Raw genomic sequence first — 25,802 nt, 5'->3', positions numbered from 1 at the left:
AGGCCATGACATGGACGCCGCCGACCTGCAGAAACTGGTGACCGTGCGCATGCCGTACGGCAAGTACCAGGGCCGGCTGATCGCGGACCTGCCCGGTGCCTACCTGGCCTGGTTTGCCCGCGAAGGCTTCCCGCCCGGTCAGCTGGGCCGGTTGCTGGCCCTGATGCTGGAGCTCGATCACAACGGCCTGGGCCACCTGCTCGATCCACTGCGCACGCGCTGACGAATCATCGTATGCTGCGCCGCTGCCGGTCATGGCAGCCTGCCCCCCAGCGCCGCCCGACCAGGCATGCACCGGAACGGCCACTTCGCTGCTTCGCGCACTCCGGGCGTTCGATGTCTTCCCCCTTCTGTTTCGATGCCGCCGCCAGCGCGCTGGCGGTCGATGGCTGGTGCATGCTGCCCGGCCTGCTGGATGACGCGCAGACGCGTGCGCTGGGGCTCGAATGCGCCGCGCTGCACGATGCCCGGCAACTGCTGCCCGCCCGCACCGGCATCGGCCGCACGACATCGTCGCTGCGTGGCGACAGCATCCACTGGTTTGCCACGGATGCCCTGACCGGGCCGCAGCGGGTTTTCACCGACCGCATGGACGCGTTGCGCCAGAGGCTGGGGCGCGAACTGATGCTGAGCCTGGTCGATTGCGAATCGCACTACGCGATGTACCGCCCCGGCGCGGGCTACGCGCGGCACCTGGATCGCCTGCGCGGCAGCGACACCCGGGTCATCTCGGCGGTGTTCTATCTCAACCAGAGCTGGCTGGACACGGACGGTGGCGCGCTGCGCCTGTATCTGGACGACGGCAGCCATCGCGACATCCTCCCCCGCGCGGGCGAGCTGCTGCTGTTCCTGTCCGGCCGGTTCGAGCACGAGGTGTTGCCGGCCGCGCGCGACCGCATGAGCATCGCCAGCTGGATGCGTCAGCGCGCCGTGGGCGCGGATGCCTGAGCCGGCGCCAGGCCTTCGGCCGGCGTTCCGGCGTCGGCGATCGCGTTGAAGCGGCCGGCAATGTAGTCGTCCGAAAAGCTGGTCATGCCCCAGTCGCGGATGAAGCCGCAGTGGCCGCCGTACTCGGCGATGTCCAGTTCGATGTTCGGCGGCAGTTCGAGCTTTTCGAAGCTGCCCACCGGGATCACCGGATCATCGCGCGAGGTCAGGATGGTGGCGGGAATCTGCATCGCCTGCATCGCGTCGCCGGCCACCGAATAGCCGTCCAGATACTGTTGCAGCGACTTGAAGTCGGTGTGGCGCAGCACCAGCGACTCGGTCAGCCCGCGCAGGTGCTGCTTCAACTCGGACATCTCGAAGAACTGGTGCTCGGGAAACGCCCGCTGCTTGGCCAGCAGCGAGTGGCGCCACTTGCGCATGAAGTAGGCCTGGTAGAACCACGGCGCCGATTCCTCCAGCGCGAACAACCCCGCACCCGGATCGATGATCGGGCAGACCGCCAGCACGTAACTCAGCGGAATGCCCAGCAGCGAGGTCTGCATCGCGGCGCGCAGCGCGAAGTTGCCGCCCAGCGAGAAGCCGGCCAGCGCCATCGGCCGGGCCGGGTAGCGCCGGGCGATGTCACCCAGCGCGTGCACCACTTCGTCGAGCCGGCAGGAGTGGAACAGCGCCTCGTTGAGCCCGTGGCTGTCGCCATGGTCGCGGAAGTTGAGGCGGAAGATGTCCCAGCCATCGGCCAGCAGGCGACTGCCGGTCTGCAGCACGTAGGTGGAGTCGACACTGCCTTCCCAGCCATGAAACAGCACGGCGAGTCCGCGCGGCTGCGGACGGGTCTTCTGCGCGGTGTAGGCACCGGTCAGGCGCACGCCGCCACCGCCATCGACCACCACCGGCTCGGCGCCCTGCAGCACGGTCTTCGCCGCGCGCGGCAGCAGCAGCCGGCGCACGCCGCTGGACGACAGCATGGTCTGGATATGACCGCTGCGCAGCGGCCAGGGTGGACGGAAATCCTTTCCGTAAAGCAGGCTCATTCCTGGCGGTCTTCCAGTGCGGAGGCGATGCGTTCGCGTGACAGCTCGGCCATGCGGCGGCGCGCATCGGGGGTGGCGGGCACCGGCGCCAGGAAGTGGATCTCGGCATCCATCGGCGCCTCGCCCAGCAGGCGCACGATGTTGCCGAAGAAGCTCTCGTCTTCGCGGAAGCCGGCATCGACCACCCGCCGGCCGCCACGGGCAAAGCGCAGCGCCACCGGCTGCACCGTCACTTCGGCGTCGAGCGCGGCCTGGAAGATGCGCGCGTGGAACACTTTCAGCACGCCGTGGTAACCGGTACCCCCTTCCGGGAACACCGCCACCGAACGCCCGGCGCGCAGGCGCTCGACCATGGCCTGCATCACCGTCGCCAGCGAATGGTTGTTGCCGCGGCGGTGGAAGATGGTGCCGCCGTTGGCGGCCAGCCAGCCGATCAGCGGCCAGCCGGCGATCTCCGCCTTGGCCACGAAGCAGGCCGCGCGCTGGCTGTGCAGCATGATGATGTCGAGCCACGAGGTGTGGTTGGCGACGAACAGCACGGGGTCGCGCAGCGCCTCGCCGAAGCGCCGGGCGCGCATGCCGAGGATGCGCAGCAGGGTCACCGACCACAGCCGGATCATCCGGTGCGCGAACGGCTCGCGCCCGTTCTTCATGACGGCCTGCTGGTTCCAGCTGAGCAGCAGCGCGCAGAGCAGGATGCCCAGCACGACGTGCAACACCACCAGCGGCACGCGCCACAGGTAGCGCAGCGGGCGCAGCAGGTCGCGTTCGGGCACGGAGGTGGTGTCGATGCTCATCAGCTGCCCAGTTTAACGTTAGTTCCGCGCCGCCGCAGGCCCCGATCGCTCCAGCTGCGCCAGCGGCAGCGAGGGCGAACGCTTCACCGTGCGCAGCACGAAGCTCGAATTGACATCGCCGACCCCGCTGGCGTTCAACAGATGGTCGAGCAGGAAGCGCGAGAAGTCCTTGAGGTCGGCCACGTAAACGTGCAGCAGGTAGTCCATGTCGCCAGTCAGCGCATGGCAGGCGACCACTTCGTCCCAGCCGCTGACGCGCTCGACGAAACCCTCGATCGCCGCGCTCTCGTGGCGAGTCAGCTGGACCCGCACGAAGGCCTGCAGGCCCAGTCCCACCGCCTGCGGATCGATCTGGGCGGCGTAGCCGGTGATCACCTGGTCCGCCTCCAGCCGCTGCAGCCGGCGCAGGCAGGCCGACGGCGACAGGCTGACCCGCTCGGCCAGTTCGGCATTGGTGATGCGGCCTTCGCTCTGCAGCACGGCGAGCATGCGCAGATCGGTGCGATCCAGCGACATCATGCAATGATCTCCTTTCCTTTACGCAGTTGACGCAAGAATAGTTCATTCTCGACCCGTAATCGGACAATAAGGCAAGCCTGCTGCGGGCGATCCACCGTATCCTTGAGATCGCCTGACCCACCCGGAACCGCGCCCATGGACACTCCTCGCAAAGTCGAACACCAGCAGACCGACCGCGGTTACGTGCCGGTCTATGCCACCGGCGTGGTCGAACAGCCGTGGGACAGCTACAGCGCGACCGACCATGAAGTCTGGGACACGCTGTTCAAGCGCCAGCGCGAACTGCTGCCCGGCCGCGCCTGCCGGGAATTCCTCGACGGCGTAGAGCGCTTTGGCCTGGGCGATGGCGGCATCCCGAAATTTGCCGAGTTGAACAAGGTGCTCGGCGCCGCCACCGGCTGGGAGCTGGTCGCGGTGGAGGGCCTGCTGCCGGACGAGGTGTTCTTCGACCACCTGGCCCATCGCCGTTTCCCGGTCAGCTGGTGGATCAGGAAACCCGACCAGCTCGACTACCTCAGCGAGCCGGACCTGTTCCACGACATGTTCGGCCACGTGCCGCTGCTGCTGAACCCGGTGTTCGCCGACTACATGCAGGCCTACGGCCGCGGCGGCATGAAGGCGTTCGCGATCGGCCCCGAAGCGCTGATGAACCTGACCCGGCTGTACTGGTACACGGTGGAGTTCGGCCTGATCAACACCGGCGACGGCCTGCGCATCTACGGCGCCGGCATCGTCAGCTCCAAGGGCGAGTCGATCTATTCGCTCGATTCGCCCTCGCCCAACCGCATCGGCTTCGGCCTGGAACGCGTGATGAGCACGCGCTACCGCATCGACACCTACCAGCAGACCTACTTCGTGATCGACAGCTTCGAGCAGCTGTTCGAAGCCACCCATCCGGACTTCACGCCGATCTACGCGAAGCTGCGCGAATCGCCCGCGCACGCCGCCGGCGACGTGCTCGACGAGGACCGCGTGTTCACCCGTGGCGACCGCGTGGGCTGGGCGACCAACGCGGACACCTGATTCGCCGGATCAGCGCAACGTGGCGTCCAGCCACGGTCCCACCACGCCGGTCCACAGCGCATAGCCCTGCCGGTTCATGTGCAGCCCGTCGGCGATGAACCAACGCGATTGCGGCTGGCCGTCGCTGCCCAGCATCGGCGTGAACACGTCCAGGTAGCTGACGCCCGGCTGGCGGGCGGCATAGGCGCGTACCAGCGCATTCGCCTCGCGGATCTTCGGCAGCAACACCGTGCGCGCCACGCTGGGCTTGATGGCGATGAAGGCGATCGGGACATCGGCGTCGTACGAGCGCGCCTTGCGCACGAAGGCGGCGAAGTCGTCGCGCACATGGGCCGGGCTGTCGCCGTCGGCCAGGTCGTTGTCGCCCGCATACATCACGATCGCGCGCGGATGGTACGGCGCCACGATGCGGTCCGCGAAGAAGGTGGCATCGTCGATCTCCGAACCGCCAAAGCCGCGGTTGAGCGTGCGCACCTGCGGGAAATCCGTCGCCAGCGAGCGCCACATGCGGATCGACGAACTGCCGATGAACAACACCGCGCCCGCCGCCGGTGGCTGCGCCCGATCCGCGGCCTGGAACGCAGCGATATCCCGGTTCCACTGCGCATGATCGTTTTCCCGGTTGTCGCGTGCTGCGGCCAGCAGCGGGCACAGCAGCAGGATCCACAGCAGATGACGCATGCACTTCATCGTTCGCTCCGTCGTGGTCATGCCGGCTGCAGACTAAGATGCTGCCTGCAGACAGCGGGAAACGCCGTTCCCGAGCGTAGCGCAACGACGGCGAGGGTGATTTCACGGTTGCCGCTCATGGAGCGTCCCCGCGACGGCGCGACTTCACCATGCCGTGCTTGCGCAACAGCGCGCGCAGTTGGTGATAGCTGAGTCCGAGCAGTGGCGCTGCCTCGACCTGGCTGTGGCGGGCTTCCACGAGCGCGCGCTGGACCAGGTCCACTTCCAGGCGCGCCATCTCGGTCTTGATGTCGCAGTGAAGCCGGATCGATTTCTTTTCCGGCGCCGCCACCTCGACGGCTTCCGGCACGGCCTCGACCGCTGGCCGGAACGCGGAAGCGAAGGGATCGAAAACGATGGCGTCGACCGGATCGTCGGCCGGCGTGCGATGCACCGACCGCTCGACCACGTTCTTCAGCTCGCGCACATTGCCCGGCCACGGGTAGCGGATCAACGCGGCGCGGGCGGATTCGCTGAAACCGGCGAACAGGTCCCGGCCCAGCTCGCGACTGATGTTGAGCGCGAAGTGCTCGGCCAGTTGCAGGATGTCACCGGTGCGTGCGCGCAGCGGTGGCACCGTCAGCACGTCGAAGGCCAGGCGGTCGAGCAGGTCCGCGCGAAACGTTCCGGCGCGCACGGCGGCGGGCAAGTCGCCATTGGTCGCGCCCACGATGCGCGCGTCCACGGTCAGCGTCTCGTTGCCGCCGACGCGTTCGAACTGGCCGTACTCGACCGCGCGCAGGATCTTTTCCTGCACGCGCAGGGAAACCGTGGCCAGCTCGTCGAGGAACAGCGTGCCGCCGTGGGCCTGCTCGAAACGGCCGATGTGGCGGCGGCTGGCGCCGGTGAACGCGCCCGCCTCATGGCCGAACAACTCGGTTTCGAGCAGGGCTTCGGTCAGGGTCGCGCAGTTGAGCTTCACCAGCGGCGCCTCCCAGCGCGGCGACAGGTAATGCAGTCGCGCCGCGATCAGCTCCTTGCCGGTGCCGCGCTCGCCGATGACCAGCACCGGCTTGTTCACCGCCGCCACCCGCGAGACGTGTTCCAGCAAATCGAGGAATGCCGTCGACTCGCCCAGCATGGCGGTGATTTCGGTATCCGATGGCCGCGGATCTGGCATGGGAAATCAACTCGCAGAAGGGCAATGGCCGAATGGCTCATCCAACCCTATATTGGTCAATTCAACCATAAATCGGTTTGTCCAACCGCCGCGAGCGACACGCCTCCACGGCCGCAAGGAGGCAACCGTAGACCAATCAATGACTTGAGAGCACGCCGGTATTTGGCACGACCCGTGCTCTGGATACTTCGTGGCCCTTCACCATCATGAGGCAAGCAGACATGGGCGTTTTTTCGAGAATGAGCGACATCATCAACTCCAACATCAACGCGATGCTGGACAAGGCCGAGGAACCGGAAAAGGTGGTGCGGCTGATCATCCAGGAGATGGAAGACACGCTGGTGGAAGTGCGCTCCGCCGCGGCGCGCGCGATCGCCGACCGCAAGGAACTGGAGCGGCGCGTGGAACACGCCCAGCGCGAGTCCGACGAGTGGCAGCGTCGGGCCGAGCTGGCCATCACCAAGGGGCGCGACGATCTGGCCAAGGCCGCGCTGGCCGAAAAGAAGCACATGGACGCGGCGCGTGAATCGCTCCAGCGCCAGTGCCACGAGGTCGAACTGGGCCTGGCCAAGCTCAACGACGACATCGCCGCGCTGCAGGTCAAGCTGGCCGATGCCAAGCATCGGCAGAAATCCTTCGAATTGCGCCACCACACGGCGGCCAACCGCCTGAAGGCGCGCAGCCGCACCCACGACGAGCGGATCAACAACGCGCTGGGTCGCTTCGAGCACTACGAGCGCAAGCTGGAACACATGGAAGGCCGGGTCGAAGCCTACGACCTGGGCAAGCAGCGCGATCTCGACCGCGAATTCGCGGAGCTGGAAACCAACGACCACGTCGAGGCCGAACTGGCGGCGCTGAAGGAACGCCTGAGCTCGGCGAAGCCGGCGAACAAGGAATAACGAGGCACCGCCCGATGGAAGCGGCGTGACAACGCCGGAAGCCATCCGGATACCCAAACACCCCACTGGAGAGACAAGGCATGAACGCTACACGGGACGGAGATCGTCGACGCCCGCTCCATCGCGATTCGGAACGCGGCCTGGTCCTCGGCGTATGCACCGGCATCGCCGAAAGCTTCGACTGGCCGGTATGGCTGACCCGCGCCGGCGCGCTGGCGCTGGCCTGGTGCTTCCCGGTGTCCGCCGTGGTGGCCTACGTCGTCGCCGCGCTGGTCATGCCGGAGCGACCGCTGCGTTACTGCGGCGACGGCGACGAGCGCAGCTACTGGCAATCGACGCGTCACCGGAGCTGAGCCATGGCACGCGACGACTACGGGCGCGCGCAGCGCTTCCATCGCGATCCCCGCCACGGCAGGCTCATCGGCGTGTGCGCGGGCGTGGCGGACGAGCTCGGCTGCAACGTCACCCTGGTCCGGATCGTCGCGGTCATCGCGCTGTTCTGGTTCGGCGTGGTGACGCTGGCGGTGTATCTCGTTCTCGGCTTCCTGCTGCCCGCCAGGACGGACATGCGGCACGATGTCGACGAGGCGTACTGGGGCAGCGTGAGGTACCCGGCGGGCGACGGCTTCCGCGAGCGACGCCATCGCCGGCGCGAGCTGGACAGCAACTTGCAGCACATGGAAGGCTACGTCACTTCGCCTCGACGCGATCTCGACCGCCAATTTCGCGATCTGGAACACTAGGAATCAACGATGGACCACGGTCAATTTTTCATACTGAGCATCATCATCGTCGTCTTCGGCGCGCGCATCGTCCGCGACCACCTGCGCTTCAAGCAGGTCCAGCCGCGCGAGGACCCGCAATACCAGGCGCGCATGGACACGCTGGAGCAGCGCGTGAGGACGCTGGAACGCATCGTGACCGACAAGGGCTACGACCTCAAACGGGAATTCGAGAAGCTGTAGACGCGAGCAAGGCCGCGGCGCGACCGGGGGAAACGGCAGGTCGCCTTCGGCACCCGCCCCGGAAGCCGATCGTGCCCACTCCGCGACGATCGGCGCTGTTACGACTTGTTCGGCCCGGACCGCTTGAGCTCGCTCACCTCCAGCACCTGGGCGATGCGGGTGCCGTCCCAGCGGTAGACCAGGTGCCTGGCCTGCACGCAGGGCGCGACCACGTCGGGGAAGAACGCCGCGATGCATTCGCCGCCGGCATGCCGGGCGCTGTCGAAAACGATGCCGGGCGAACCGGCATCGCGCAGCCTGCGTGCCAGCGCCACGCTGGCCACGTAACTGTCGGCCGCCTGTTCCGCCGGCCAGCCACCGCGCAGGTCGTGCAGCTTGCTGTCCACGCTGGTGCGATAGCAGCGCATCTGCATTTCGCACGGCGGTTCGCTGGTCGCGGCCATGAACTGCTCGCGGTGATACACCGTTTCCTCGACCGCGGTGGCCACGCTGTGCGCCGCGTAGAACACGCCCCACGTGCCATCGGAGAAGCGGCTGCCTTCCGGATTCAGATGGGTGAACGCCGCCATCACCGGCGTCGAACCCGGGCCGCTGACCCGATGCGCCTTCGGCACCAGCTTCAGCGCGTCGATCTCCTCGCGCAGGCGCGGATTGGTCAATGCCTCGATCGCGAACACCGCGTCCATGTCGGCCGGGTCGGCAATGCGGTCGTACACCCCGACCGGCGGGAAGCGGCTGGGCACGATGCGATACGCCTGGCTCCAGCGGACGCGTTTGAGGGGCGGCAACTCGTTTGGCATCAGGGTTCCTGGAAGTGCTTCCTTGCCTGCAGGGAGAGGCGCAAAGCGTGCGGCATCGCCGTCTCGCTCGCCGCGACGCCCGTCACCGCTTCAGCCGCGCTGCGCGTCCAGATACTGCCGCACCACGTACAGGTCGGCGACATTGCCCGACAGCATGCGTTCCAGCGCGGAGTGGCCGCCGAACAGCGACGCCGTATTCGGCTTGTGCAGCCAGGCGTCGGCCTGGGCCGGTTCGGGAAACAGGATCTGCAGCGACTTCCAGATCCCGAGCAGGTAGCTGATCCGCTCGATGGTGTCGCGTCCCGGGGCACCATCCTGCTGGCGCTTCCACTTGTAGAAGGTCGATTCCGGCGGATCGCCGAGCAGCTTGCGCTGATCGGCGATGCGCAGCTTCCAGTGTTCGGCGAGACGGAAGAACGCGCGCAACGCCGGACCACCGAGGTCCGCGTCAGGAGTGTTTTCAGGCAGCGACTGGGCCAGCACGGTCACTCTCCTTGTAAAGTTGACATGCAATTTACTCTACAAGGGAAGCTTTGGTCAATGTTTGACCAGTGCCGGCTCACGGTCCCGACGGCTGCTCCTTCGCCTTTGCGGCACAGTCGCAGCCGTAATCCGGCTCCGGACCGCCGGCGGCGATGAAACGGTCGATGCGCTGTTCCAGCACCGGCAATGGCACCGAGCCGGTGGACAGCACGGTGTCGTGGAAATGGCGGATGTCGAACTTCGCGCCGAGCGCCTGCTCCGCCTTCGCGCGCAGCTCGCGGATCTTCAGGTAGCCCAGTTCGTACGACAGCGCCTGGCCGGGCCAGCTGATGTAGCGGTCGACTTCGTTGGCGATCTCGCGAGCGGACAACGCGGTGTTGACGGTGAGGTAGTCGATCGCCTGCTGCCGGCTCCAGCCCAGGTGATGGATGCCGGTGTCGACCACCAGCCGGCAGGCCCGCCACATCTGGTAGGTGAGGTAACCGAAACGCTGGTACGGGGTCTTGTAGATGCCCATCTCGTTGCCGAGATATTCCGAATAGAGGCCCCAGCCCTCGCCGTAGGCGGAGATGTAGCTGTTGCGGCGGAACGCGGGCTGGCCGTGCTGCTCGTCGGCCAGCTCCAGCTGCAGCGCGTGGCCCGGATAGGACTCATGCAGGGTCAGTGCGGGCATGTTGTACAGCGGCCGCGACGGCAGGTCATAGGTGTTGACCATGTATTCGTCCGGGCCACCGCGACCGGAGGTGTAGTACGGCGCGATGTCGGCCGGCACCGGCACGATGGTGAAGCGCTGGCGCGGCAGGTGCCCGAAGTATCTGGCCATCTGGCCGTCCACTTCCTTGGCCACCCAGGCGCTGCGCATCAGCAACTCTTCGGGCGATTTTGCGTAGAACTGCGGGTCGCTGCGCAGGAACTGCAGAAAGTCGGCGAAGCTGCCCTTGAAGCCGGTGTCCTTGATGACCTCCAGCATTTGCGCGTGGATCTGCGCCACCTGGTCGAGGCCGGTCTGGTGGATCTGGTCGGGATCGAGGTCGAGCGTGGTGTATTCGCGGATCTGCTGCCGGTAGAACGCCTTGCCATCGGGCAACGCTTCGGCCGCCAACGTGGTGCGCGCCTGCGGCACGTATTCGTCGCGGAAGAAGCGCAGCAATTTGCCGTAGGCGGGGATCACCTCATCGCGAATGCGCTGCAGCGCCTGGCCGCGCAACGCCTGCGCCTGGTCGGCCGGGAACGTGGCCGGCAACTGCTTGAACGGCGCGTAGAAGCTGCTCTGGGTGGGGTCCTTCAGCCCGGCCACCGCGGCGATCGACACATCGCGCCCATCGAGCACCTCGCGCGGCACCGAGAAGCCTCGTTTCAGGCCGGCGCGCATGTTCGCGATCTGCTGGTCGAAATACGCCGGCAGTTGGCCCAGCCGATCGAGGTATCGGCCGTAGTCGTCCGCCGTGCGCAAGCGGCCGCCACCCAGCTGGTAACCGATATCCGACCAGAATGCCGAATCGCTGTTGAATGGCATCTGCCAGTTCTTGAAGCGCTGGTTGGCGACGAAGTTGCCGATCTGCTGGCGGTAGATGGCGAAATTCACCTGCTCGGCGGGCGACAGTGCGGTCGGGTCAATGCCGTCCAGTTGCCTGAGCACGCTCTGCCAATGATCCAGTCGTCGTTGTTGGCTGGCCGCGTCCACGGTGTCCAGCCGTCCATTGTTGGGCTGAGCCTCGCCCGAGGCGCTGATGCCGGCCTGCCCGGTGCGCCAGGCCCACTCCGCCTTGTAGATGGCTGCAAACTGGTCGTCCATGGTCCCGGCGTGCGCCAGCGGCGCCAGCAACGACACAACAACACAGAGGGTGGCCAGTACGTGTTTCACGATTCGTCTCCCGGGTAAGGCGTGCGGCGTGGGTGGCCGTCAAGCCAGGGCAAGTGGTTCTTCCTTGTGCCGTCGGCCGGGCATCTGGGCATTGGCCAACACGCGGTAGTCGCGCGGAGCCATGCCGGCCGTGGCCCTGAACTGCCGGGTAAAGGCGCTCTGGTCACTGAAGCCGCAAGCCTGGCCAATGCGAGCGATGCTTTCGTTGCCACGTAGCAGATGCATCGCCATCTGCATGCGCAGACGGGTCAGCACCTGTTGCGGCGTCAGCTGGAACACCTTGCGAAAATAACGGTGCAGCTGCGATGACGAATAGCCGGTGATATCGAGCAGCGTCTGCATGCGCACGGTTTCCGCGTAATGCAGGTTCAGATGGTTCAACGCCAGCCGCAGCTTCTCGTAGCGCGGCCCTCGGCTCTCCGGCTGCCCGAGGTCGCGCGAAATGCCGATCACGCCGACGATTTCGCCATCGATGATCAACGGTCGCTTGCAGGTCAGGCACCAGCCCGGCGTGCGGTCGGGAAAGATATGCACTTCCAGCAGGTTCTCGATCACGTCGCCGGCCAGAACCCGGTCGTCCTGACGTCCATAGGCGGCACTGAGGCCACTGGGGTAGACCTCGCCCACGCGCTTGCCGATGACATCGCTGCGCAACTTCAGGCCGAGCCGCCGCAACATGGTGAGGTTGACGTGCGTATATCGCCCGCCGCGGTCCTTGATGAAAAACAGGACGTCCGGGACCGAGTCGAACAGCGCCTCCAGGCAAGCCGGCTCGACGCTCGACGGAAGCTCGGACGTGAGCGGGAGCGTGATGACGCCACCCCGAGGTGCCTGCTGGCGGCGTTTCTGGCTGGATGGCGCGGACGGGAAATTCACCGCGCGCGCCATGGCTTTTACGTGCATGTTTTGTTGTATCGGCAAACGCCGGCGCGAGTCAACCGCCAGCAACTCCGGCGACCGCGCCGCAGGCTCTGCCATGCATCGCGTGGCGTCATCGTGTCGGCTTTCAGAACTTGTAACGCAGGTACAGGAAGGTCGCCCGCGGTGCCTGCCAGCCGTTGATCGCCCTGAAGTACGTATTGGGCGCCGGCGTGCCGCTGCTGTCGAACGATCCCTGGTCCGCCACCATGTAACGGCTGGTGACGACGCGACGATTGGTGACATTGGTGACACGCAAGTCGAGACTGAGCTCGCCGGCCTGGCCCAGGTCCAGGTCGTAGCCGAGATTCAGGTCCAGCCGCATGTAGGTCGGCGCGCGCCAAGTGCTGCCTACCGGCGACAGCTTGCCGCCGCAATAATGGGTGACCGCGCCATAGCCCGACACGACCGTATTGCTCTGGTCCGGGTACACGCCCAGGCAGCTGAAGGCGGCACCGGTGTTGGCGCTGAACACCGCACCCATGTTCAGCCCGGTTTTCCAGTAATAGACGCCGGAAAGCACCAGGTTGTTGCGGATGTCGGCCGCCAGGTTGCCGCCGAAGCCGTCGGTGAATTCCTTGAAGATGTAGTTGCCACTGGTGCCCGGTTGCGGCGTGGTGGTCTGGCTGAGGTTGGTGTAGCCGTCGTTGTTGCCGTAAAGGTGGCCCCAGCTGTAGCTGGCGCTGAGGAAGTACGGCTCGGCATCGGACTTCGCATGGTTGAGTTCCAGCGTCATGCCGTAATAAGTCCGCCGCGCCTTGGGCATCTGCAGATAGCTGTCGGGAATGGTGATGTTGGACGAGGTGCCGGTGCCGTCCAGGTCGTCGCGCAACACGATCGACCGGCCGGGATTGAACTCGATGCAACCGCCGGCCAGGCCCGGATAATTCGGATGTCCGTTCGCGCGCACGTAATCGGTGATGACGCCGGAGGTATCGCAGGTCTGATCGATGATATTGGTCAGGATGTGCGCATCCGCCCGCGCCAGCACCGACCATGACGGCCCGAGCTGCTGTTGCGCGTAGACCTGGAACTCGTTCTGCTTGGTGTTTTCGATATTGCGGCTGGCCAGGGTTTCCAGCGAGGGCGCCGGGCGGCTGTAGTCGAACGGCTGCCCCAATTGCACCGCGCCGATCGGCTGGTGGGTTTGCGGGTCGATGCCGGTATACGAGTAATAGGTGTATTTGTAGGTATACGGCGAGGCGATGAGGTAGTTCAGGTTGGACGGCATCGGCAGCGTGTAGCGGCCGGCATTCGCGCCGATTTTCAGCGAGCTGTCGCCATGTACGTCCCAGGCCAGGCCCAGCCGCGGCGAGACCACGTTCATGCGCAGGAAGGACTGGCCATCGGCGGCCATGTTGCTCATCTGGTCCAGTCGCGCACCGCCGGCCACCACCAGGTTGTTCGTCGCCTGCCAGGTATCGGAAACGTAATAGCCCTTCTGCACCGAATCGAAGGTACCGCCGGTGGCGTATTCGGTGGTGTAGAGCATCTTGCCGTCGGCCGGCACGTAGACGCCGTTGCCGTAGTAGTAGCCCGGGTAATCGGGTTCATAGTCGTATGACCAGTTGCCGTTCGGATTGGTCGCCGGCTGGTAGTGGTAGATGTTCTTGTATTTTTCGCCGCCGAAGGTCAATTCGTGGTCGCCCAGCGTCCACACGAAGTCGCCCTTGAAGCCGCGTTTGGCGTAGTAATAGTTGTACTGCGCGTAGAGGTCGTTGGAGCCGCCGCTGAGCTGGGTGGTGACGCCGGTGCTGCCGTCGTAGAACGACACGTACGGGTTGTCGCTGTTCTCACTGCTGCCCACATAGTTGAAGCGCATGCTGCCGGCCATCAGGCGCATGCTGAGGTTGTCGCTGATGCGCCAGTGGTAGTTGCCGATCAGCAGCTTCTGGCGCGAATCCAGGCCCGACCAGGCCGGCGCACCGTACGCGGACGACGGCTCGTACGGCGTGGCCATGGCGTAGGCGTTGTACGAGGACAAGGTCTGGGTCTTGTAACCGGCCACGTTCAGCGACTGGTCGTTGGTGATGTTCCAGGTCACGTTCAACAGCAGGTTTTTGGTACGCGACGAATTGCTTGAACGCTCGGTGGCGCTGTACGTGGTCGACCGGGATGGCGGCGAGTCGCCGAACATGGCGAAGTAAAACAGACGGTCCTTGACCAGCGCACCCGACGCCCACAGGAAATGGCTCGCCGACGCGCCCGAGCTGTTGTCGGACTGGTACAGATAGTGCTGTCCTGCCGAATTGAACGAGTCCTTGCTTGCCGGGTTCAGCAGACTGGAGCTTGGCGGCGTGAAATTCAGCGTGTAACCGGCATGGAAGTCGTTGCTGCCCTGGCGCAAGGTGGCCGAGGTTACCGCGCCGGTGGTGCTGGTCCATTCGAGGCTGCTGCTGCCGGGCACGAACTGGGTGCTCTCGACCGCCTCTTGCGGAAACACGATGGCACCGGCACCGGTGATGTCGTAAGACGTATCGAATTCGTTGAAGTAGTAGCGGTTCTCGGTGGGGCTGGCGCCGCCGACCTGCGGATACGACGAGCCGCGCACGCCGGCGTTGACGCTTGAGCTGATGTTGGCGATCGCGTAGATGCTGGTCTGCGACACCGGCAGGTCATGCATCAGGTCCGCACTGTAGATCTGCGACAGCTGTGGCGTGCTGACGTCGATCGGCGTGATGACCGTAGCCAACGCCCGGGCATTGACGCTCACGCCCTGCAGGTTGGTGACATCGTCCGCAACCGACGGGACGGTGGCCGACGTATTGGGCTGGACCCGCACCGTGTATTCGCCCAAGGTCTGACCGTTCTGCAAAACGCGCACCCCATAGTCGCCGGGCGCGAGGTAGTCCAGGCTGTAGCGGCCCTGATCGACGGTGACAGTGTTGGCATAGCCGGTCGCTGCGCGCGTCACCTCGACCGTGACTCCGGTTGCTGCGGGGGCGCTGCCATGCAGGCCGCCGGTGATCGACTGCGCCTGCACCTGGCTGCCGCAACCCAGTGCCAGAATCACCGCCGCCGTCAGCAGGTGACGACGAAGCGGCCGTATCGCCGCGCGCCGCCAGGCCGAGCCGGCAACCTCCTTTCCGGTCACTTTGCGAAAATGATCTGACATGAGTTTCCCCGTTCTGGCTGGTTGTACAGCGCGATGGAAGCGGCCCCCCCCACTGCCAAGGCGCGATGATAGTGGCGATCATGGGCTGGCCCCAGGGCGCTGTCTTGAAGCAATCGTGCACAGGCAGTGCAAAGATCAGCACAATGCGCCGCCATCTGCATCCGGTCCCGGATTCAGTATTGCGTTCGGACTTCTGGCGTTCCGTCGGATCAGATTCCGGGTATGGCGTGCGCTTCGACTCCGCTTGCCTGTCGCAAGCTACGCTCAGCGCGAACGGAATTTGCAGGTGGGTGGCGGCGGCGATCAGCATCGCAGGGCGGGCAGTGCCCGCCCTGCGCCTGGTCTTCTATCGTTTGCGCCAGATCAGGCCCCGGGATGGCTCAGCCCAGGTCCGGCTCACCGACACCGACCGCGCGCAGATAGGCGGCCAGATTGCGCTGGTCGGATTCAATGAAAACCTCGCCGCTGGCCGCGCTCTCGGCGATCCGGTCCGGGCGGAAATTGCGGAAATCGCCGCGCATGCGGCACCACGCACCCAGGGTCCACTTGCCGCCCCAGAACGACAGGCACAGCGGCTCGATCTCGCGGGTGCTGGGGTTGCCGCCTTCGTCGCGATAGGCCATCCGCAGCACCTGGTTGCCGACGATGGCCGCGTGCAGCTGATCGAGCAGGGCGGCGAAATCGTCGCGATACTGGTCGCGCCACACCGGGGCGAAGATGCGCGTGCGACTGGCGCGCTCGCGCAGTTCCGGCGGCAGCACCGCCTCGATCTTCAGCAGCGCCGTCTGCGCGTTTTCCGCCAGCCGGGTGCCGGCGAATGCACGCACGAAGCGCGAGCCGACCACCAGAGCCTCGAGTTCGCTGGCGTTGAACATCAGCGGCGGGATGTCCGAACCCTTGCGCAGGACGTAGCCGACCCCGGCCTCGCCCTCGATCGGCACGCCGGACAACTGCAAGTCGGCGACATCGCGATAGACCGTGCGCAGCGACACGCCCAGCGTCTGCGCCAGCGATCGCGCCTGCAGTGCGGTACGTCGACCGCGCAGCGCGTGAATGATGAGGAATAGCCGGTCCGCTCGACGCATTCGCACATCATCCCCGGGAACGATGACGGCGAACAGCGTCGAACGTCACGACTCATCGCATCACGCGCCCTGGGCGGCCGCCAGTTCGGCATCCAGCGCGGCGGCACGCTGCACGCCAGGCCGTGCCAGCAAGCGGTCGATGTAGGCCCGGATCACCGGCAGCTCGGGCACCAGCTTGAACATCGTGGTCCAGTTCAACGCGGTGCCCCACAACACGTCCGCCGCACTGAAGCGCTCGCCCAGCAGGTACGGTCCCTTTTCCAGCTGGTCGACCACGGTCTTCAGCATGGTGTCGTAGTCGCCGTAGCCGCAGGTCGACGTCGACGCCGGCTCGCGCTGCAGCGATCTGTCGGTCACCGCCGGTTCGAAGCACGAACCGTAGAACACCAGCCAGCGCAGGTACGGGCCGCGCAGCGGATCACCGATCGGCGGCGCCAGCCCGGCTTCGGCATACAGGTCGGCCAGGTAGATGAACACCGCCGGCTGCTCGGTGACCAGGGCACCGTCGTGATGGATCGCCGGCACCTTGCCCATCGGGTTGATCGCCAGATACGCCGGCTGCCGCTGTTCACCGGCCTTCAGGCTGAGCACGTGCAACTCGTAGTCGGCAGCCAGTTCCTCGAGCAGGGCGCGGGTACCGGCGGAGCGGCTTTGTGGCGAATGAAAGAAGCTGACGCGTGGCTCGCTCATCGTGGTTTCCTGGCGAACGGGTGGAAAGTTTCAGAGATGCCGCGTTTCGGCCGGTGCGGACATCCAGTTGTTGTGGCGACCGTCGGAGAAGCGCAGCGGCGCCTCGATCAACTCCTGCGGTTCGACGTCATCGAGGCAGGCCAGGCTGATCGATACGTAGTCGCCGCCGATTTCCGCGATATGGCCGCGGCCGAACGAGCGCACGCCGCAATGCCGGCAGAACAGGTGGTGGGCGCTGCGGGTGTTGAACTGATAGTCCGACAATGCGTCCTCGCCGCTCAGCAACCGGAAGGCCGCGGGCTTGACGATCACGCCCCACTGCCGCGTCTTGGTGCAGATCGAGCAGTTGCAACGCCCGGTGCCGGCGGCGAGATCGATGTCGGCTTCATAGCGCACCGCGCCGCAATGGCAACTTCCGTGATAAGTCCTGATCATCATTTGCTCCGGTGATGGAATGTGTGGGTCAGTGCGGCGAGCAGCGCGCGTTGGCGCCGCGGCGTCGCGCCACTGGCTCCGGTCGGGTTCGCTTTCGGCAAGCGGTATTGGCCGTCCAGCAGCAGGCCATTGAGGTACAGCGGACGATAGGCCATCAGGGTGCGTTGCAGGATCTTGTTCATCGCGACCTCCTCATGCCGCCATGGCTTCGCCGACGCACCAGGGCGGCAGCTGCGCGTGCTTGAACAGGCGATACCAGTGATCGCGATCGGTGGGGCCGTACAGGTCGAGCGTGCGGATCACCTCGCGGGCGAATTCCACGCTGCCCAGGTGGCTGGCACTGATCACGCCGCCGTCGCTGACCGCGAGCACCTCGGCGTCGTATTGCTCCGCGCCAGCATAGGTGGGCACCTGCGCGGCGATCTGCCCCGACCAGTTGCCGGTGTGACGGCAATCGTCGAGCAGGCCGGCGCGGGCCAGCGCCAGCATGCCGCTGTCGATGCCCGCCACCACCGCGCCGGCCGCGTGCAACTGGCGCATCGCCGCCACCGCCGGCGCGCCCTCGCCACGCTGCCACAGATGGCCGCCGGGCACGATCAGCATCGCGGCGCGCGCGTCGTCCAGCTGATCCAGCGTCAGCTCCGGCTGCACGCACAGCCCACCCATCGAGGTGACCTGGGCGCGGCTGAAGCCCACCGTCTGCACCTCCCAGTCGCCGGGGCGGCGGATTTCGCACAGGGCCAGCGCCGCCTGCCAGTCGGCAAAACCCTCGAACACCAGGAAATAAACCGTATCGCGCATGTCTTGGTCCTCCGCCTTGGAGGGACAGCTTGCCGGGGGGCTGCTGCCAACGTGTTGTCAGCAGGGCGGGGAACAAAAGCGGGATCGCCAGGCTTCACGCTCCCGGGCGCTGCTCTTCTCCGTTTCCCCGTTCCCCGCTCAAAACAAATGCGACAATGCCCGTCCCCCACGCCATGGACCCGACATGAAGCCTGTCTCACTGATCCAGTTCCTGATCGAGGAACGCCGCGCCGGCCACATCAATGCCGAACTTTCGCTGCTGATCGAAGTGGTCGCGCGCGCCTGCAAGCGCATCGCGGTGGCCACCGGCAAGGGCGCGCTGGGCGGCGTGCTGGGCGAGGCCGGCACGGGCAACATCCAGGGCGAGGCGCAGAAGAAGCTGGACGTGATCTCCAACGAGATCCTGCTGGAAGCCAATGCCTGGGGCGGCCATCTCGCCGCCTGCGCTTCGGAAGAGATGGAAGACCCGCAGCAGATTCCGGACGGCTATCCCAAGGGCCAGCACCTGCTGCTGTTCGATCCGCTGGATGGCTCGTCGAACATCGACGTGAACATTTCGGTCGGCACGATCTTCTCGGTGCTGCGCTGCCCGGACGGCGTGACCGAGCCGAAGGCCGAGCACTTCCTGCAGCCGGGCACCACCCAGCTCGCCGCCGGCTACGTGGTGTACGGCCCGGCCACCGTGCTGGTGCTGACCTTCGGCCACGGCACCCACGAATTCACGCTGGATCGCGAGGTGGGCAGCTTCGTCCTCAGCCGGCGCGCCATCCGCATTCCGGAGCAGGCCACCGAGTTCGCCATCAACATGTCCAACCAGCGCCACTGGCAGCCGCCGATGCAGCGTTACGTGGGCGAACTGCTGGCCGGCAAGACCGGGCCGCGCGGCAAGGACTTCAACATGCGCTGGGTCGCCTCGATGGTGGCCGACGTGCACCGCATCGTGACCCGCGGTGGCGTGTTCTATTACCCGCTGGACGCGAAGATCGAGAAGCAGGGCGGCAAGCTGCGCATCATGTACGAGGCCAACCCGATGGCGTTCATCATCGAGCAGGCCGGCGGCGCGGCGACCACTGGTCGCCAGCGCATCATGGAGATCCAGCCCACCGGCCTGCACCAGCGCGTGCCGGTGTTCCTCGGTTCGAAGGAAGAAGTCGAACTGGCCACGCGCTACCACCAGGAAGCCGACGCCGCCCAAGGCTGACCTTCTTGCTCCCTCCCCTGCTTGCAGGGGAGGGGCAACCTCCAACCTCCCCCCGCCAGCAGGGGGAGGAGCAGATCAGAATCTTCCGACACCGATGCCCATGCCCTTCCGCCGTTTGCTGCCACTGTTCGCCACGCTCCTGCTCGGTGCCTGCACGCACGCCAGCAAACCCGCGCCGGTGGTCGCCCCGCCGGTGGCGCCGGTGAAGCTGAAGATCGGCCTCGCGCTCGGCGGTGGCGCGGCCAAGGGCTTCGCCCACATCGGCGTGATCAAGATGCTGGAGGCCAGCGGCATCCATCCGGACGTGGTCGCCGGCACCAGTGCGGGCAGCGTGGTCGGCGCGCTGTACGCCAGCGGCATGGACGCGTTCGCGCTGCAGCAGACCGCATTCGGTCTCGACGAGGCGAAGATCCGCGACGTGCGGCTGTTCTCCGGCGGCCTGGTGCAGGGCCAGGCGCTGCAGGATTACGTCAACCAGCTGGTGCACAAGCAGCCGATCGAACAGTTGAAGATGCCGTTCGCCGCTGTTTCGACCGAACTGGAAACGGGCACGCGCACGGTGTTCGTGCGCGGCAACACCGGCCGCGCGGTGCGCGCATCGTCCAGCATTCCCGGCGTGTTCGAGCCGGTGGAGATCCACGGCAAGCACTACGTCGACGGCGGCGTGGTCAGCCCGATCCCGGTCGACGCGGCGCGCCAGCTCGGCGCCGATTTCGTGATCGCGGTGGACATCTCCGCCGCGCCCGACGGCAGCAACCCGCAGGACATGATGGGCATCGTGGGCCAGTCGATCGACATCATGGGGCGGCAACTGGCGGCGCAGGAAAGCGCGCGCGCCGAGGTGGTGATCCGGCCCGACCTGCGCGGCATCGGCCCGACCGATTTCGAGCAGAAGAACCAGGCCATCCTGGCCGGCGAGAAGGCCGCGCTGGCGGCGATCCCCGACATCCGGGCAAAGCTGGCCGCCATGGCCGCGGCGCGCCAGGCCGCCGGCAGCAACGCTGCGCAGCACTGATCCGGTCGCCATGCCGTCCTGCACTTGGCGTGCGTGGCACCGGGTTGTAGCTTCGGGATTCCCCACGCCGGAATCCCTCCCATGCCGAAACGCTCACGCCTGATCGTCCCGCTGTCGCTGCTCACTCTCGCGCTGGCACCGCAAGCCTTCGCCGCCACGGCCGAGGTCGATCCGCGCATCGAGCAGGTGTTGAGCGAACTGGGCAAGGCGCAGTCGATCCAGGCCACCGCGATCTCGCCGGATGGCAAGCAGCTCGCCTGGGTGATCCAGCGCGACGGCAAGCCGGCGATCGAGGTGGCGAATGCCGACGGCAGCCATGCGCGCCGGGTGACCGCCGCCGCGCGGTCCGGCAGCTGCGCCGAATCCGGCATCGCCTGGGCGCCCGATTCGCACCATCTCGCCTTCGTCTCCAACTGCAACGTCGACCTCACCAGCACCAAGGTGATGCAGAACGCCATCTACCTGGCCGACACCACCGGCCACGACGCGCCGGCGCGGCTGGCCGAGCTGAAGGGTTACGTGCGCGCGCTGCAGTGGACCGATGACGGCAAGTCGCTCGGCTTCCTCTACGTGGCTGGCGCCACCCGCCACGCCAGCGCCACCGCCGCGGCCAAACCGGCCGCCGGCGAGATCGGCGTGACCGGGGTGGAAGTGCAGCGCGTGGCCAGCCTCGACGTGGCCAGCGGCACGCTGCGCGAGCTGACGCCGGCCAACATGTACGCGTACGAGTTCGACTGGTCACCGGACGGCTCGCGCATCGCCTATACCGCCGCGCTGCCGCCGGGCGACAACAACTGGTGGATCGCGAAGCTCTACGTGCAACCCGCTCAGGTGGACGCCACCGCAACCGTGCTGGTCGATCCGGCCGACGCCGCCAGCGGCTCGCTGCAGCATCTTCAGATCGCGCTGCCGTGCTGGTCGCCGGATGCCTCGCGGATCGCCTTCATCGGCGGCCTGATGAGCGACCAGGGCGCCACCGGCGGCGACATCTACGCGGTGCCCGCCGCCGGCGGTGCGCTGGTCAACCTCACGCCCGGCATCAAGGTCACGCCGAACTGGCTGCTCTGGACCTCGCCGCAGTCGATGCTGGTCAGCCAGGTCAGCAACGGCCAGAGCCAGCTGGCCGACTACGCGATATCCGCCACGGGCGCGCAGCAGCAGCGCGTGCACTTCACCGTGCCGGCCAGCATCAGCGACGGCAGCGCCTCAATGGCGATGTCGCTGTCCGCCGATCTCAAGCACGTCGCCTTCCTGCAGAGCTCGTACGCCCGCGCCACCGAGGTGCACGCCGGCGCGCTGGGCAAGGCGGCGCCGCCGGCGGTGACCTCGTTCAACGCCGCGCTGAAACCGGCCTGGGGCAAGGCCGAATCGGTGGAGTGGAACAACGAGGGCTTCCACGTGCAGGGCTGGCTGCTGTACCCGGCCCACTACGATCCTAAGAAGACCTATCCGATGGTGGTGGTGGTGCACGGCGGCCCGGCCAGTGCGGTGATCCCGCGCTGGCCCGGCGTGGGTTACGGTGCCGCCCCGCTGTCCGCGCTGGGTTATTTCGTGTTCCAGCCGAATCCGCGCGGCAGCTTCGGCCAGGGCGAAAAATACGTGCAGGCCAACCGCAAGGACTTCGGTTACGGCGACCTGCGCGACATCCTCGCCGGGGTCGATGCAGTGGAGAAGAAGTTTCCGGTGGACGACCAGCGGCTCGGCCTCACCGGCTGGAGCTACGGCGGTTTCATGAGCATGTTCGCGCCGACCCAGACCCAGCGCTTCCGCGCCGTGGTGGCCGGCGCCGGCATCTCGAACTGGCAGAGCTATTACGGCCAGAACCTGATCGACCAGTGGATGCCGCCGTTCTTCGGCGCCAGCGTCTACGACGACCCGGCCGTCTACGCGAAAAGCTCGGCGATCAACTTCATCAAGCAGGTGAAGACGCCGATGCTGATCGTGGTCGGCGACCGCGACGCCGAATGCCCGGCGCCGCAATCGTTCGAGATGTGGCATGCGCTGCGCGCGCAGGACGTGCCGACCTCACTGGTGGTGTACCCGAACGAAGGCCACCACTTCGTCGACCCCGCCCACCAGCGCGACGTGCTGCAGCGGGCACTGGGCTGGTTCGACAAGTACCTGCCGGCCAGCCGCTGAACCGAACGGCATGAGCCGACCAGCATGAACCGACTGACATGAAAAGAGCGGGCCGATCGGCCCGCTCTTTCTTTGTCACGCCTCGCCGTCAATGCTCGGGCGGGTCCTTGCTGCGGGTCTTGGTGACTGCGCCCAGGATGCCCGCGCCGACCAGCACGACCGCGCCGCCGATGATCCACTGGTTGGGCACGTGCAGCAGCGTGGCGATGTAGACCAGACCGCCGATGACGACGATCATGCCGATCAGGTAGAGCGCGAACGAGGACATCGGTGCCTCCCTGGTGCAGGTCGCCGCGGCGTACACGCCTCGACGAATGGCCGCATTGCAGCCGATCGGACTTCATCGGCGCGTGAAGAAGGCTTGAGGCGCTCCCCGGCAAGAGGCAGGCCACCGGCCGACCAGGTCGGAAGTCATTGTTGACAGGCTCCATGTGTATTGCTGTACTGATACACATGGATGCCTCCCTGCTCACCGTTCAACCGACCGCCAGCGAGCCGATCTATCGGCAGATCGTCGAACAGCTGCGCCGGCTGATTGCCGGGGGCCAGCTCGCCCATGGTGAACTGCTGCCGTCGGTGCGCGACGTCGCCGGCTTCCATGCGATCAACCCGATGACCGTGTCGCGCGCCTACGGCATTGCCGAAAGCGAGGGCCTGGTGGAGCGCCTGCGCGGCAAGGGCATGGCGGTGATCGCCACGCGCAAGGCCGCGCAAAGCGAAAGCCAACGGCTGGCCCTGCTCGAACCGCAATTGCAGGCATTGGCGCGCCATGCCCACGAACTCGAACTGCCCGCCGCGCCGGTGCTGCGGCGCCTGACCAAACTGCTGGGAGAATGAAATGAACGCGATGCCGAGTGAAACGGAATCCACCATCGCCCTGCTCGCGGTGTGCGGCCTGGTCCACAGCTACGAAGGCAGCAATGCGCTGAACGGCGTCGACCTGGCGCTGGAACCGGGCAGCGTGCTCGGCCTGATCGGCCGCAACGGCGCCGGCAAGTCGACCCTGATCCGCATCATGCTGGGCCTGCTCGAACCGATGGCCGGGGTCGCGACGGTATTCGGCGAACCGGCGCTGGCACTCGGCGACGACGCCAAGTCGCGCATCGCCTATGTGCCGCAGCAGCCCGAGGCGCTGGCCTGGCTCACCGCGGAACAGATGCTCGACTTCGTCGGCCGTTTCTACCCGCGCTGGGACAAGACCTTCGTCAGGAACACGCTGGAACGCTGGCAGATCCAGCCGAACCGGCTGCTGGCGAAGCTGTCGCCGGGCGAACGCCAGCGTGTCGACCTGATCCGCGCGCTGGCTTCGCAACCGGAACTGCTGGTGCTGGACGAACCGGCCGCGGCGCTCGACCCGGTCGCCCGCCGCGAACTGCTGCGCGAGGTGGCGCTGCGCGCCGGCGAGTCCGGCACCACCGTGCTGTTCTCCACCCATATCGTGTCGGACCTGGAACGCGTGGCCTCGGAAGTGGCGTTCCTGCATCGGGGCAAGTTGCTGATGCGCTGCAGTGTCGATGAGACCAAGGAACGCTACGGCCGCTTGTGGCTGCCGGCACGGATGAGCGCGGCGGCACCGGCCGATTGCCTCAGCCGCCGCCGCCACGACGACGGCAGCCTCAGCCTGGTGGTCGAGCGCGACACCGACGGCCACTGGCCGGAAGCTGCCAGCCTGGCCGGCGCGCGCGTCGATGCGCTGGGTCTGGAGGACTTGTTCGTGGAGATCGCCGAATGAACATCCAGCTGTTGTTGCAGATCCCCTGGCGTTCGGCGCATCGCTCGTTGCGCTGGTCGGCGGTCGCGATGTTCGTGCTGTGCAGCGCTGGCGCGCTTGCCGTCGGCCTGTTCGCCGGCAAACCCGGCGAGTGGGACGGCGCGGTGGCGTTGTATGGCGCCGGCCTGTTCTACTTGTGGGCCTTTTTCCTGCCGCTCGGCCTGTTGCTGGCGATCGACGCCAGGCAGATGCGCGTGCCCGGTGTGCAACCGCAGATCGCTGCCAGCCTGGCGACGTACGGCGTGCTGGGTATCGCCGTGCCAGTGGCCGCACTGGCCTTGTCGGGCCTGCCCGTGTTCGCACCCACGGTGCTGCTGGCCCTGCTCGGCGTCGGCGGACTGGCGTTCGCGCTGATGCCGCGTTACCTGGCGGTGCTGATCGGCATGACGCCCGCACTGGTCAATACGCTGTGGCGCCGCTTCGACCTGCCCGGCCTGAATGACCCGCGCTTCACCGATGCTGCCCTGGTGCTCGCCGTGTTCCTGCTGCTCGTCTGTGCCTGGCGCTGGCGACAGCTGCTGCATGCCGGCAGCAGCCAGCCGCAAGGCTGGACTTCGCCGATGGTGCTGCAGTTCCGCAGCGGCAGCTGGGGCTACTGGAACCACATCGGCGACCAGCGCCAGCTGCGCCAGCGGCCGGACTGGCTGCAGCCGACCGTCGATCTCGACGGCGCCGGCCCCGCGACCCCGCGCAAGGCGCTGCGAGTGGCGCTGGGCGGCTGGTACTTGCCGCAAACCGCGCGCAGCTACGCCAGGCAGCTCGGCCTGTTGCTCGGCATCATCGCGCTGCCGTTGCTGGCCATCATCCTGCTCAACCAGCTGGGACGGCACGACGAGGCGGTCGCCGGCCTGGTGAAAGGCAGCCTGATCGGCAGCCTTGCCTCGCTCTGCATGATCGCCGGGCCGATGATCTGTGCGTTGAGCCTGTTGTGGCTGCGCAAGCGCTGGCAAATGGCGAGCGGCGAGCTTTCCCTGCTGGCGCTGTTGCCGGGCATGGGCGATGCCGGGCACGCCAGGCAGCTGCTGGTGCGCACCGGTTTGGGCCTGCCGCTGCGCCTGCATGCGTTGCTGATGCTGCTGATCGGCGTGGTCATGCTGTGCTGGAGCAGCCATGCCGCGATGCTGTCCTTCCTGCTGCTGGCCCAGCTCGGCGCGACGGCGGTCACCGCGGCCACCTTGCTCAACCTGTTGGGTGGCCGCGCCCTGACCGTCTGGAGCGCAGGGCTGCTGCTGGCCGTCTCGTTCGTGCTGACCGCGCTGAGTCTGGTGCTGCCCGCACTGGCCTGGGGCCGCGATCCCGTCGCCGGGATCGCGCCATGGTTACCGCTATTGGTGGCGGGCTGGCTGCTGCTCGGTGCGGCGATGGCCTGGCTGGGCCGACGCGGCTGGCACGGACTGATGCGTCGGCCGCATCCCTTCCTGGCGGGCTGACGCACTGCCTGACCTTTCCAG

The 25,802-nt window shown here is 66.6% G+C and carries 29 protein-coding genes; 13 read left to right on the top strand and 16 right to left on the bottom strand.

Going from position 1 to position 25,802, the window contains the following annotated elements:
• Nucleotides 1–10: 10 nt before the first annotated feature.
• Both AC3A56_RS14895 and AC3A56_RS14890 read left to right on the top strand, forming a co-directional pair.
• Nucleotides 11–223, top strand: coding sequence for a DUF3820 family protein (locus AC3A56_RS14895; RefSeq protein WP_487770853.1), 213 nt, complete (start codon nucleotides 11–13; stop codon nucleotides 221–223).
• 113 nt (nucleotides 224–336) lie between these two features.
• Nucleotides 337–948 carry a 2OG-Fe(II) oxygenase gene (locus AC3A56_RS14890; protein WP_487770852.1) on the top strand — a complete coding sequence of 204 codons (612 nt, stop codon included), beginning with the start codon at nucleotides 337–339 and terminating at the stop codon, nucleotides 946–948.
• Here AC3A56_RS14890 and AC3A56_RS14885 read toward each other — a convergent pair.
• From AC3A56_RS14885 to AC3A56_RS14875, 3 genes are read right to left on the bottom strand one after another with little or no spacing between them, the layout of a single operon-like run.
• Entirely contained in the window at nucleotides 921–1,979 is a 1,059-nt protein-coding gene (locus AC3A56_RS14885) for a YheT family hydrolase (protein ID WP_487770851.1), read from the bottom strand. The two genes, AC3A56_RS14890 and AC3A56_RS14885, sit on opposite strands and share 28 nt — an antisense overlap.
• Nucleotides 1,976–2,776 (bottom strand): lysophospholipid acyltransferase family protein, encoded by an 801-nt coding sequence (locus AC3A56_RS14880; RefSeq protein ID WP_056714493.1) that lies wholly within the window; start codon nucleotides 2,774–2,776, stop codon nucleotides 1,976–1,978. Before AC3A56_RS14880 ends, AC3A56_RS14885 begins: the two co-directional genes overlap by 4 nt.
• Before the next feature lie 18 nt (nucleotides 2,777–2,794).
• On the bottom strand, nucleotides 2,795–3,295 hold the full coding sequence (locus AC3A56_RS14875; RefSeq protein WP_487770850.1) for an Lrp/AsnC family transcriptional regulator: 501 nt from the start codon (nucleotides 3,293–3,295) through the stop codon (nucleotides 2,795–2,797).
• 135 nt (nucleotides 3,296–3,430) lie between these two features.
• On the opposite strand from AC3A56_RS14875, the gene phhA reads away from it, so the two are divergent.
• Nucleotides 3,431–4,318, top strand: coding sequence for a phenylalanine 4-monooxygenase (gene phhA, locus AC3A56_RS14870; protein ID WP_487770849.1), 888 nt, complete (start codon nucleotides 3,431–3,433; stop codon nucleotides 4,316–4,318).
• A 9-nt stretch (nucleotides 4,319–4,327) separates the two neighbouring features.
• Here phhA and AC3A56_RS14865 read toward each other — a convergent pair whose 3' ends face one another.
• Together AC3A56_RS14865 and pspF are read right to left on the bottom strand one after the other, a co-directional pair.
• Nucleotides 4,328–4,999 (bottom strand): SGNH/GDSL hydrolase family protein, encoded by a 672-nt coding sequence (locus AC3A56_RS14865; protein WP_487770848.1) that lies wholly within the window; start codon nucleotides 4,997–4,999, stop codon nucleotides 4,328–4,330.
• 124 nt (nucleotides 5,000–5,123) lie between these two features.
• Nucleotides 5,124–6,167 carry a phage shock protein operon transcriptional activator gene (gene pspF / locus AC3A56_RS14860; protein ID WP_487770847.1) on the bottom strand — a complete coding sequence of 348 codons (1,044 nt, stop codon included), beginning with the start codon at nucleotides 6,165–6,167 and terminating at the stop codon, nucleotides 5,124–5,126.
• A gap of 206 nt (nucleotides 6,168–6,373) precedes the next feature.
• Here pspF and pspA point away from each other — a divergent pair, with 206 nt between their 5' ends.
• From pspA to AC3A56_RS14840, 4 genes are all read left to right on the top strand, one after another.
• Complete coding sequence (gene pspA, locus AC3A56_RS14855; RefSeq protein WP_487770846.1) at nucleotides 6,374–7,069, top strand: phage shock protein PspA; 696 nt, start codon at nucleotides 6,374–6,376, stop codon at nucleotides 7,067–7,069.
• A gap of 80 nt (nucleotides 7,070–7,149) precedes the next feature.
• Nucleotides 7,150–7,422: a PspC domain-containing protein gene (locus AC3A56_RS14850; RefSeq protein WP_487770845.1), complete on the top strand. Its 273-nt coding sequence runs from the start codon at nucleotides 7,150–7,152 to the stop codon at nucleotides 7,420–7,422.
• A 3-nt stretch (nucleotides 7,423–7,425) separates the two neighbouring features.
• Entirely contained in the window at nucleotides 7,426–7,812 is a 387-nt protein-coding gene (locus AC3A56_RS14845) for a PspC domain-containing protein (RefSeq protein ID WP_487770844.1), read from the top strand.
• 9 nt (nucleotides 7,813–7,821) lie between these two features.
• A complete protein-coding gene (locus tag AC3A56_RS14840) occupies nucleotides 7,822–8,034 on the top strand; it encodes a hypothetical protein (RefSeq protein WP_487770843.1) in 213 nt (70 codons plus the stop codon).
• 98 nt (nucleotides 8,035–8,132) lie between these two features.
• On the opposite strand, the gene AC3A56_RS14835 is transcribed toward AC3A56_RS14840, so the two are convergent.
• The 10 genes from AC3A56_RS14835 to AC3A56_RS14790 all read right to left on the bottom strand — a co-directional run bounded on the left by AC3A56_RS14835 (nucleotide 8,133) and on the right by AC3A56_RS14790 (nucleotide 18,225).
• Nucleotides 8,133–8,834: an RES family NAD+ phosphorylase gene (locus AC3A56_RS14835; RefSeq protein WP_487770842.1), complete on the bottom strand. Its 702-nt coding sequence runs from the start codon at nucleotides 8,832–8,834 to the stop codon at nucleotides 8,133–8,135.
• A 90-nt stretch (nucleotides 8,835–8,924) separates the two neighbouring features.
• Nucleotides 8,925–9,317, bottom strand: a complete 393-nt coding sequence (locus tag AC3A56_RS14830; RefSeq protein ID WP_200946045.1) for an MbcA/ParS/Xre antitoxin family protein — start codon at nucleotides 9,315–9,317, stop codon at nucleotides 8,925–8,927.
• Nucleotides 9,318–9,393: 76 nt separating this feature from the next.
• Nucleotides 9,394–11,181, bottom strand: coding sequence for a DUF885 domain-containing protein (locus tag AC3A56_RS14825; protein ID WP_487770841.1), 1,788 nt, complete (start codon nucleotides 11,179–11,181; stop codon nucleotides 9,394–9,396).
• Nucleotides 11,182–11,220: 39 nt separating this feature from the next.
• A complete protein-coding gene (locus AC3A56_RS14820) occupies nucleotides 11,221–11,994 on the bottom strand; it encodes a helix-turn-helix domain-containing protein (RefSeq protein WP_487770913.1) in 774 nt (257 codons plus the stop codon).
• A gap of 193 nt (nucleotides 11,995–12,187) precedes the next feature.
• Nucleotides 12,188–15,214 (bottom strand): TonB-dependent receptor, encoded by a 3,027-nt coding sequence (locus AC3A56_RS14815; protein ID WP_487770840.1) that lies wholly within the window; start codon nucleotides 15,212–15,214, stop codon nucleotides 12,188–12,190.
• 380 nt (nucleotides 15,215–15,594) lie between these two features.
• Nucleotides 15,595–16,299, bottom strand: coding sequence for a helix-turn-helix transcriptional regulator (locus AC3A56_RS14810; RefSeq protein WP_487770839.1), 705 nt, complete (start codon nucleotides 16,297–16,299; stop codon nucleotides 15,595–15,597).
• A gap of 60 nt (nucleotides 16,300–16,359) precedes the next feature.
• Nucleotides 16,360–16,989 carry a glutathione S-transferase family protein gene (locus AC3A56_RS14805; protein ID WP_487770838.1) on the bottom strand — a complete coding sequence of 210 codons (630 nt, stop codon included), beginning with the start codon at nucleotides 16,987–16,989 and terminating at the stop codon, nucleotides 16,360–16,362.
• A gap of 30 nt (nucleotides 16,990–17,019) precedes the next feature.
• Nucleotides 17,020–17,424, bottom strand: coding sequence for a GFA family protein (locus AC3A56_RS14800; protein ID WP_487770837.1), 405 nt, complete (start codon nucleotides 17,422–17,424; stop codon nucleotides 17,020–17,022).
• Complete coding sequence (locus AC3A56_RS14795; protein WP_056762935.1) at nucleotides 17,424–17,606, bottom strand: hypothetical protein; 183 nt, start codon at nucleotides 17,604–17,606, stop codon at nucleotides 17,424–17,426. Before AC3A56_RS14795 ends, AC3A56_RS14800 begins: the two co-directional genes overlap by 1 nt.
• A gap of 10 nt (nucleotides 17,607–17,616) precedes the next feature.
• Entirely contained in the window at nucleotides 17,617–18,225 is a 609-nt protein-coding gene (locus AC3A56_RS14790; protein WP_056762932.1) for a DJ-1/PfpI family protein, read from the bottom strand.
• A gap of 184 nt (nucleotides 18,226–18,409) precedes the next feature.
• On the opposite strand from AC3A56_RS14790, the gene AC3A56_RS14785 reads away from it, so the two are divergent.
• The 3 genes from AC3A56_RS14785 (at nucleotide 18,410) to AC3A56_RS14775 (ending at nucleotide 22,580) form a co-directional block, all read left to right on the top strand.
• Nucleotides 18,410–19,426 carry a class 1 fructose-bisphosphatase gene (locus AC3A56_RS14785; RefSeq protein ID WP_487770836.1) on the top strand — a complete coding sequence of 339 codons (1,017 nt, stop codon included), beginning with the start codon at nucleotides 18,410–18,412 and terminating at the stop codon, nucleotides 19,424–19,426.
• A gap of 100 nt (nucleotides 19,427–19,526) precedes the next feature.
• Nucleotides 19,527–20,441 carry a patatin-like phospholipase family protein gene (locus tag AC3A56_RS14780; protein WP_487770835.1) on the top strand — a complete coding sequence of 305 codons (915 nt, stop codon included), beginning with the start codon at nucleotides 19,527–19,529 and terminating at the stop codon, nucleotides 20,439–20,441.
• Between the two features lie 81 nt (nucleotides 20,442–20,522).
• On the top strand, nucleotides 20,523–22,580 hold the full coding sequence (locus tag AC3A56_RS14775) for a S9 family peptidase (protein ID WP_487770834.1): 2,058 nt from the start codon (nucleotides 20,523–20,525) through the stop codon (nucleotides 22,578–22,580).
• Between the two features lie 88 nt (nucleotides 22,581–22,668).
• Here the strand turns inward: AC3A56_RS14775 and AC3A56_RS14770 are convergent, their stop codons facing one another.
• A complete protein-coding gene (locus AC3A56_RS14770; RefSeq protein WP_007809783.1) occupies nucleotides 22,669–22,848 on the bottom strand; it encodes a hypothetical protein in 180 nt (59 codons plus the stop codon).
• A 185-nt stretch (nucleotides 22,849–23,033) separates the two neighbouring features.
• On the opposite strand from AC3A56_RS14770, the gene AC3A56_RS14765 reads away from it, so the two are divergent.
• Genes AC3A56_RS14765 through AC3A56_RS14755 form a run of 3 tightly spaced genes read left to right on the top strand, consistent with a single transcriptional unit; the run spans nucleotide 23,034 to nucleotide 25,781 of the window.
• On the top strand, nucleotides 23,034–23,417 hold the full coding sequence (locus tag AC3A56_RS14765; protein ID WP_056714545.1) for a GntR family transcriptional regulator: 384 nt from the start codon (nucleotides 23,034–23,036) through the stop codon (nucleotides 23,415–23,417).
• A 1-nt stretch (nucleotide 23,418) separates the two neighbouring features.
• Complete coding sequence (locus tag AC3A56_RS14760) at nucleotides 23,419–24,312, top strand: ABC transporter ATP-binding protein (RefSeq protein ID WP_487770833.1); 894 nt, start codon at nucleotides 23,419–23,421, stop codon at nucleotides 24,310–24,312.
• Nucleotides 24,309–25,781 carry a hypothetical protein gene (locus tag AC3A56_RS14755; RefSeq protein ID WP_487770832.1) on the top strand — a complete coding sequence of 491 codons (1,473 nt, stop codon included), beginning with the start codon at nucleotides 24,309–24,311 and terminating at the stop codon, nucleotides 25,779–25,781. The genes AC3A56_RS14760 and AC3A56_RS14755 overlap by 4 nt, the downstream gene beginning before the upstream one ends.
• Nucleotides 25,782–25,802 lie beyond the last annotated feature (21 nt).

Source organism: Rhodanobacter sp. Soil_C_14, from assembly GCF_057657335.1.
The sequence above is the reverse complement of the archived record's forward strand: the minus strand, read 5'-3'. Positions and strand labels throughout refer to the sequence as shown.

Bases quoted from the DNA above. Each gene is read 5' to 3' on its own strand.
- AC3A56_RS14895 (WP_487770853.1), top strand. From the start codon at position 11: ATGGACGCCGCCGACCTGCAGAAACTGGTGACCGTGCGCATGCCGTAC.
- AC3A56_RS14890 (WP_487770852.1), top strand. From the start codon at position 337: ATGTCTTCCCCCTTCTGTTTCGATGCCGCCGCCAGCGCGCTGGCGGTC.
- AC3A56_RS14885 (WP_487770851.1), bottom strand. From the start codon at position 1,979: ATGAGCCTGCTTTACGGAAAGGATTTCCGTCCACCCTGGCCGCTGCGC.
- AC3A56_RS14880 (WP_056714493.1), bottom strand. From the start codon at position 2,776: ATGAGCATCGACACCACCTCCGTGCCCGAACGCGACCTGCTGCGCCCG.
- AC3A56_RS14875 (WP_487770850.1), bottom strand. From the start codon at position 3,295: ATGATGTCGCTGGATCGCACCGATCTGCGCATGCTCGCCGTGCTGCAG.
- phhA (WP_487770849.1), top strand. From the start codon at position 3,431: ATGGACACTCCTCGCAAAGTCGAACACCAGCAGACCGACCGCGGTTAC.
- AC3A56_RS14865 (WP_487770848.1), bottom strand. From the start codon at position 4,999: ATGCGTCATCTGCTGTGGATCCTGCTGCTGTGCCCGCTGCTGGCCGCA.
- pspF (WP_487770847.1), bottom strand. From the start codon at position 6,167: ATGCCAGATCCGCGGCCATCGGATACCGAAATCACCGCCATGCTGGGC.
- pspA (WP_487770846.1), top strand. From the start codon at position 6,374: ATGAGGCAAGCAGACATGGGCGTTTTTTCGAGAATGAGCGACATCATC.
- AC3A56_RS14850 (WP_487770845.1), top strand. From the start codon at position 7,150: ATGAACGCTACACGGGACGGAGATCGTCGACGCCCGCTCCATCGCGAT.
- AC3A56_RS14845 (WP_487770844.1), top strand. From the start codon at position 7,426: ATGGCACGCGACGACTACGGGCGCGCGCAGCGCTTCCATCGCGATCCC.
- AC3A56_RS14840 (WP_487770843.1), top strand. From the start codon at position 7,822: ATGGACCACGGTCAATTTTTCATACTGAGCATCATCATCGTCGTCTTC.
- AC3A56_RS14835 (WP_487770842.1), bottom strand. From the start codon at position 8,834: ATGCCAAACGAGTTGCCGCCCCTCAAACGCGTCCGCTGGAGCCAGGCG.
- AC3A56_RS14815 (WP_487770840.1), bottom strand. From the start codon at position 15,214: ATGTCAGATCATTTTCGCAAAGTGACCGGAAAGGAGGTTGCCGGCTCG.
- AC3A56_RS14810 (WP_487770839.1), bottom strand. From the start codon at position 16,299: ATGCGTCGAGCGGACCGGCTATTCCTCATCATTCACGCGCTGCGCGGT.
- AC3A56_RS14805 (WP_487770838.1), bottom strand. From the start codon at position 16,989: ATGAGCGAGCCACGCGTCAGCTTCTTTCATTCGCCACAAAGCCGCTCC.
- AC3A56_RS14800 (WP_487770837.1), bottom strand. From the start codon at position 17,424: ATGATCAGGACTTATCACGGAAGTTGCCATTGCGGCGCGGTGCGCTAT.
- AC3A56_RS14795 (WP_056762935.1), bottom strand. From the start codon at position 17,606: ATGAACAAGATCCTGCAACGCACCCTGATGGCCTATCGTCCGCTGTAC.
- AC3A56_RS14790 (WP_056762932.1), bottom strand. From the start codon at position 18,225: ATGCGCGATACGGTTTATTTCCTGGTGTTCGAGGGTTTTGCCGACTGG.
- AC3A56_RS14785 (WP_487770836.1), top strand. From the start codon at position 18,410: ATGAAGCCTGTCTCACTGATCCAGTTCCTGATCGAGGAACGCCGCGCC.
- AC3A56_RS14780 (WP_487770835.1), top strand. From the start codon at position 19,527: ATGCCCTTCCGCCGTTTGCTGCCACTGTTCGCCACGCTCCTGCTCGGT.
- AC3A56_RS14775 (WP_487770834.1), top strand. From the start codon at position 20,523: ATGCCGAAACGCTCACGCCTGATCGTCCCGCTGTCGCTGCTCACTCTC.
- AC3A56_RS14770 (WP_007809783.1), bottom strand. From the start codon at position 22,848: ATGTCCTCGTTCGCGCTCTACCTGATCGGCATGATCGTCGTCATCGGC.
- AC3A56_RS14765 (WP_056714545.1), top strand. From the start codon at position 23,034: ATGGATGCCTCCCTGCTCACCGTTCAACCGACCGCCAGCGAGCCGATC.
- AC3A56_RS14760 (WP_487770833.1), top strand. From the start codon at position 23,419: ATGAACGCGATGCCGAGTGAAACGGAATCCACCATCGCCCTGCTCGCG.
- AC3A56_RS14755 (WP_487770832.1), top strand. From the start codon at position 24,309: ATGAACATCCAGCTGTTGTTGCAGATCCCCTGGCGTTCGGCGCATCGC.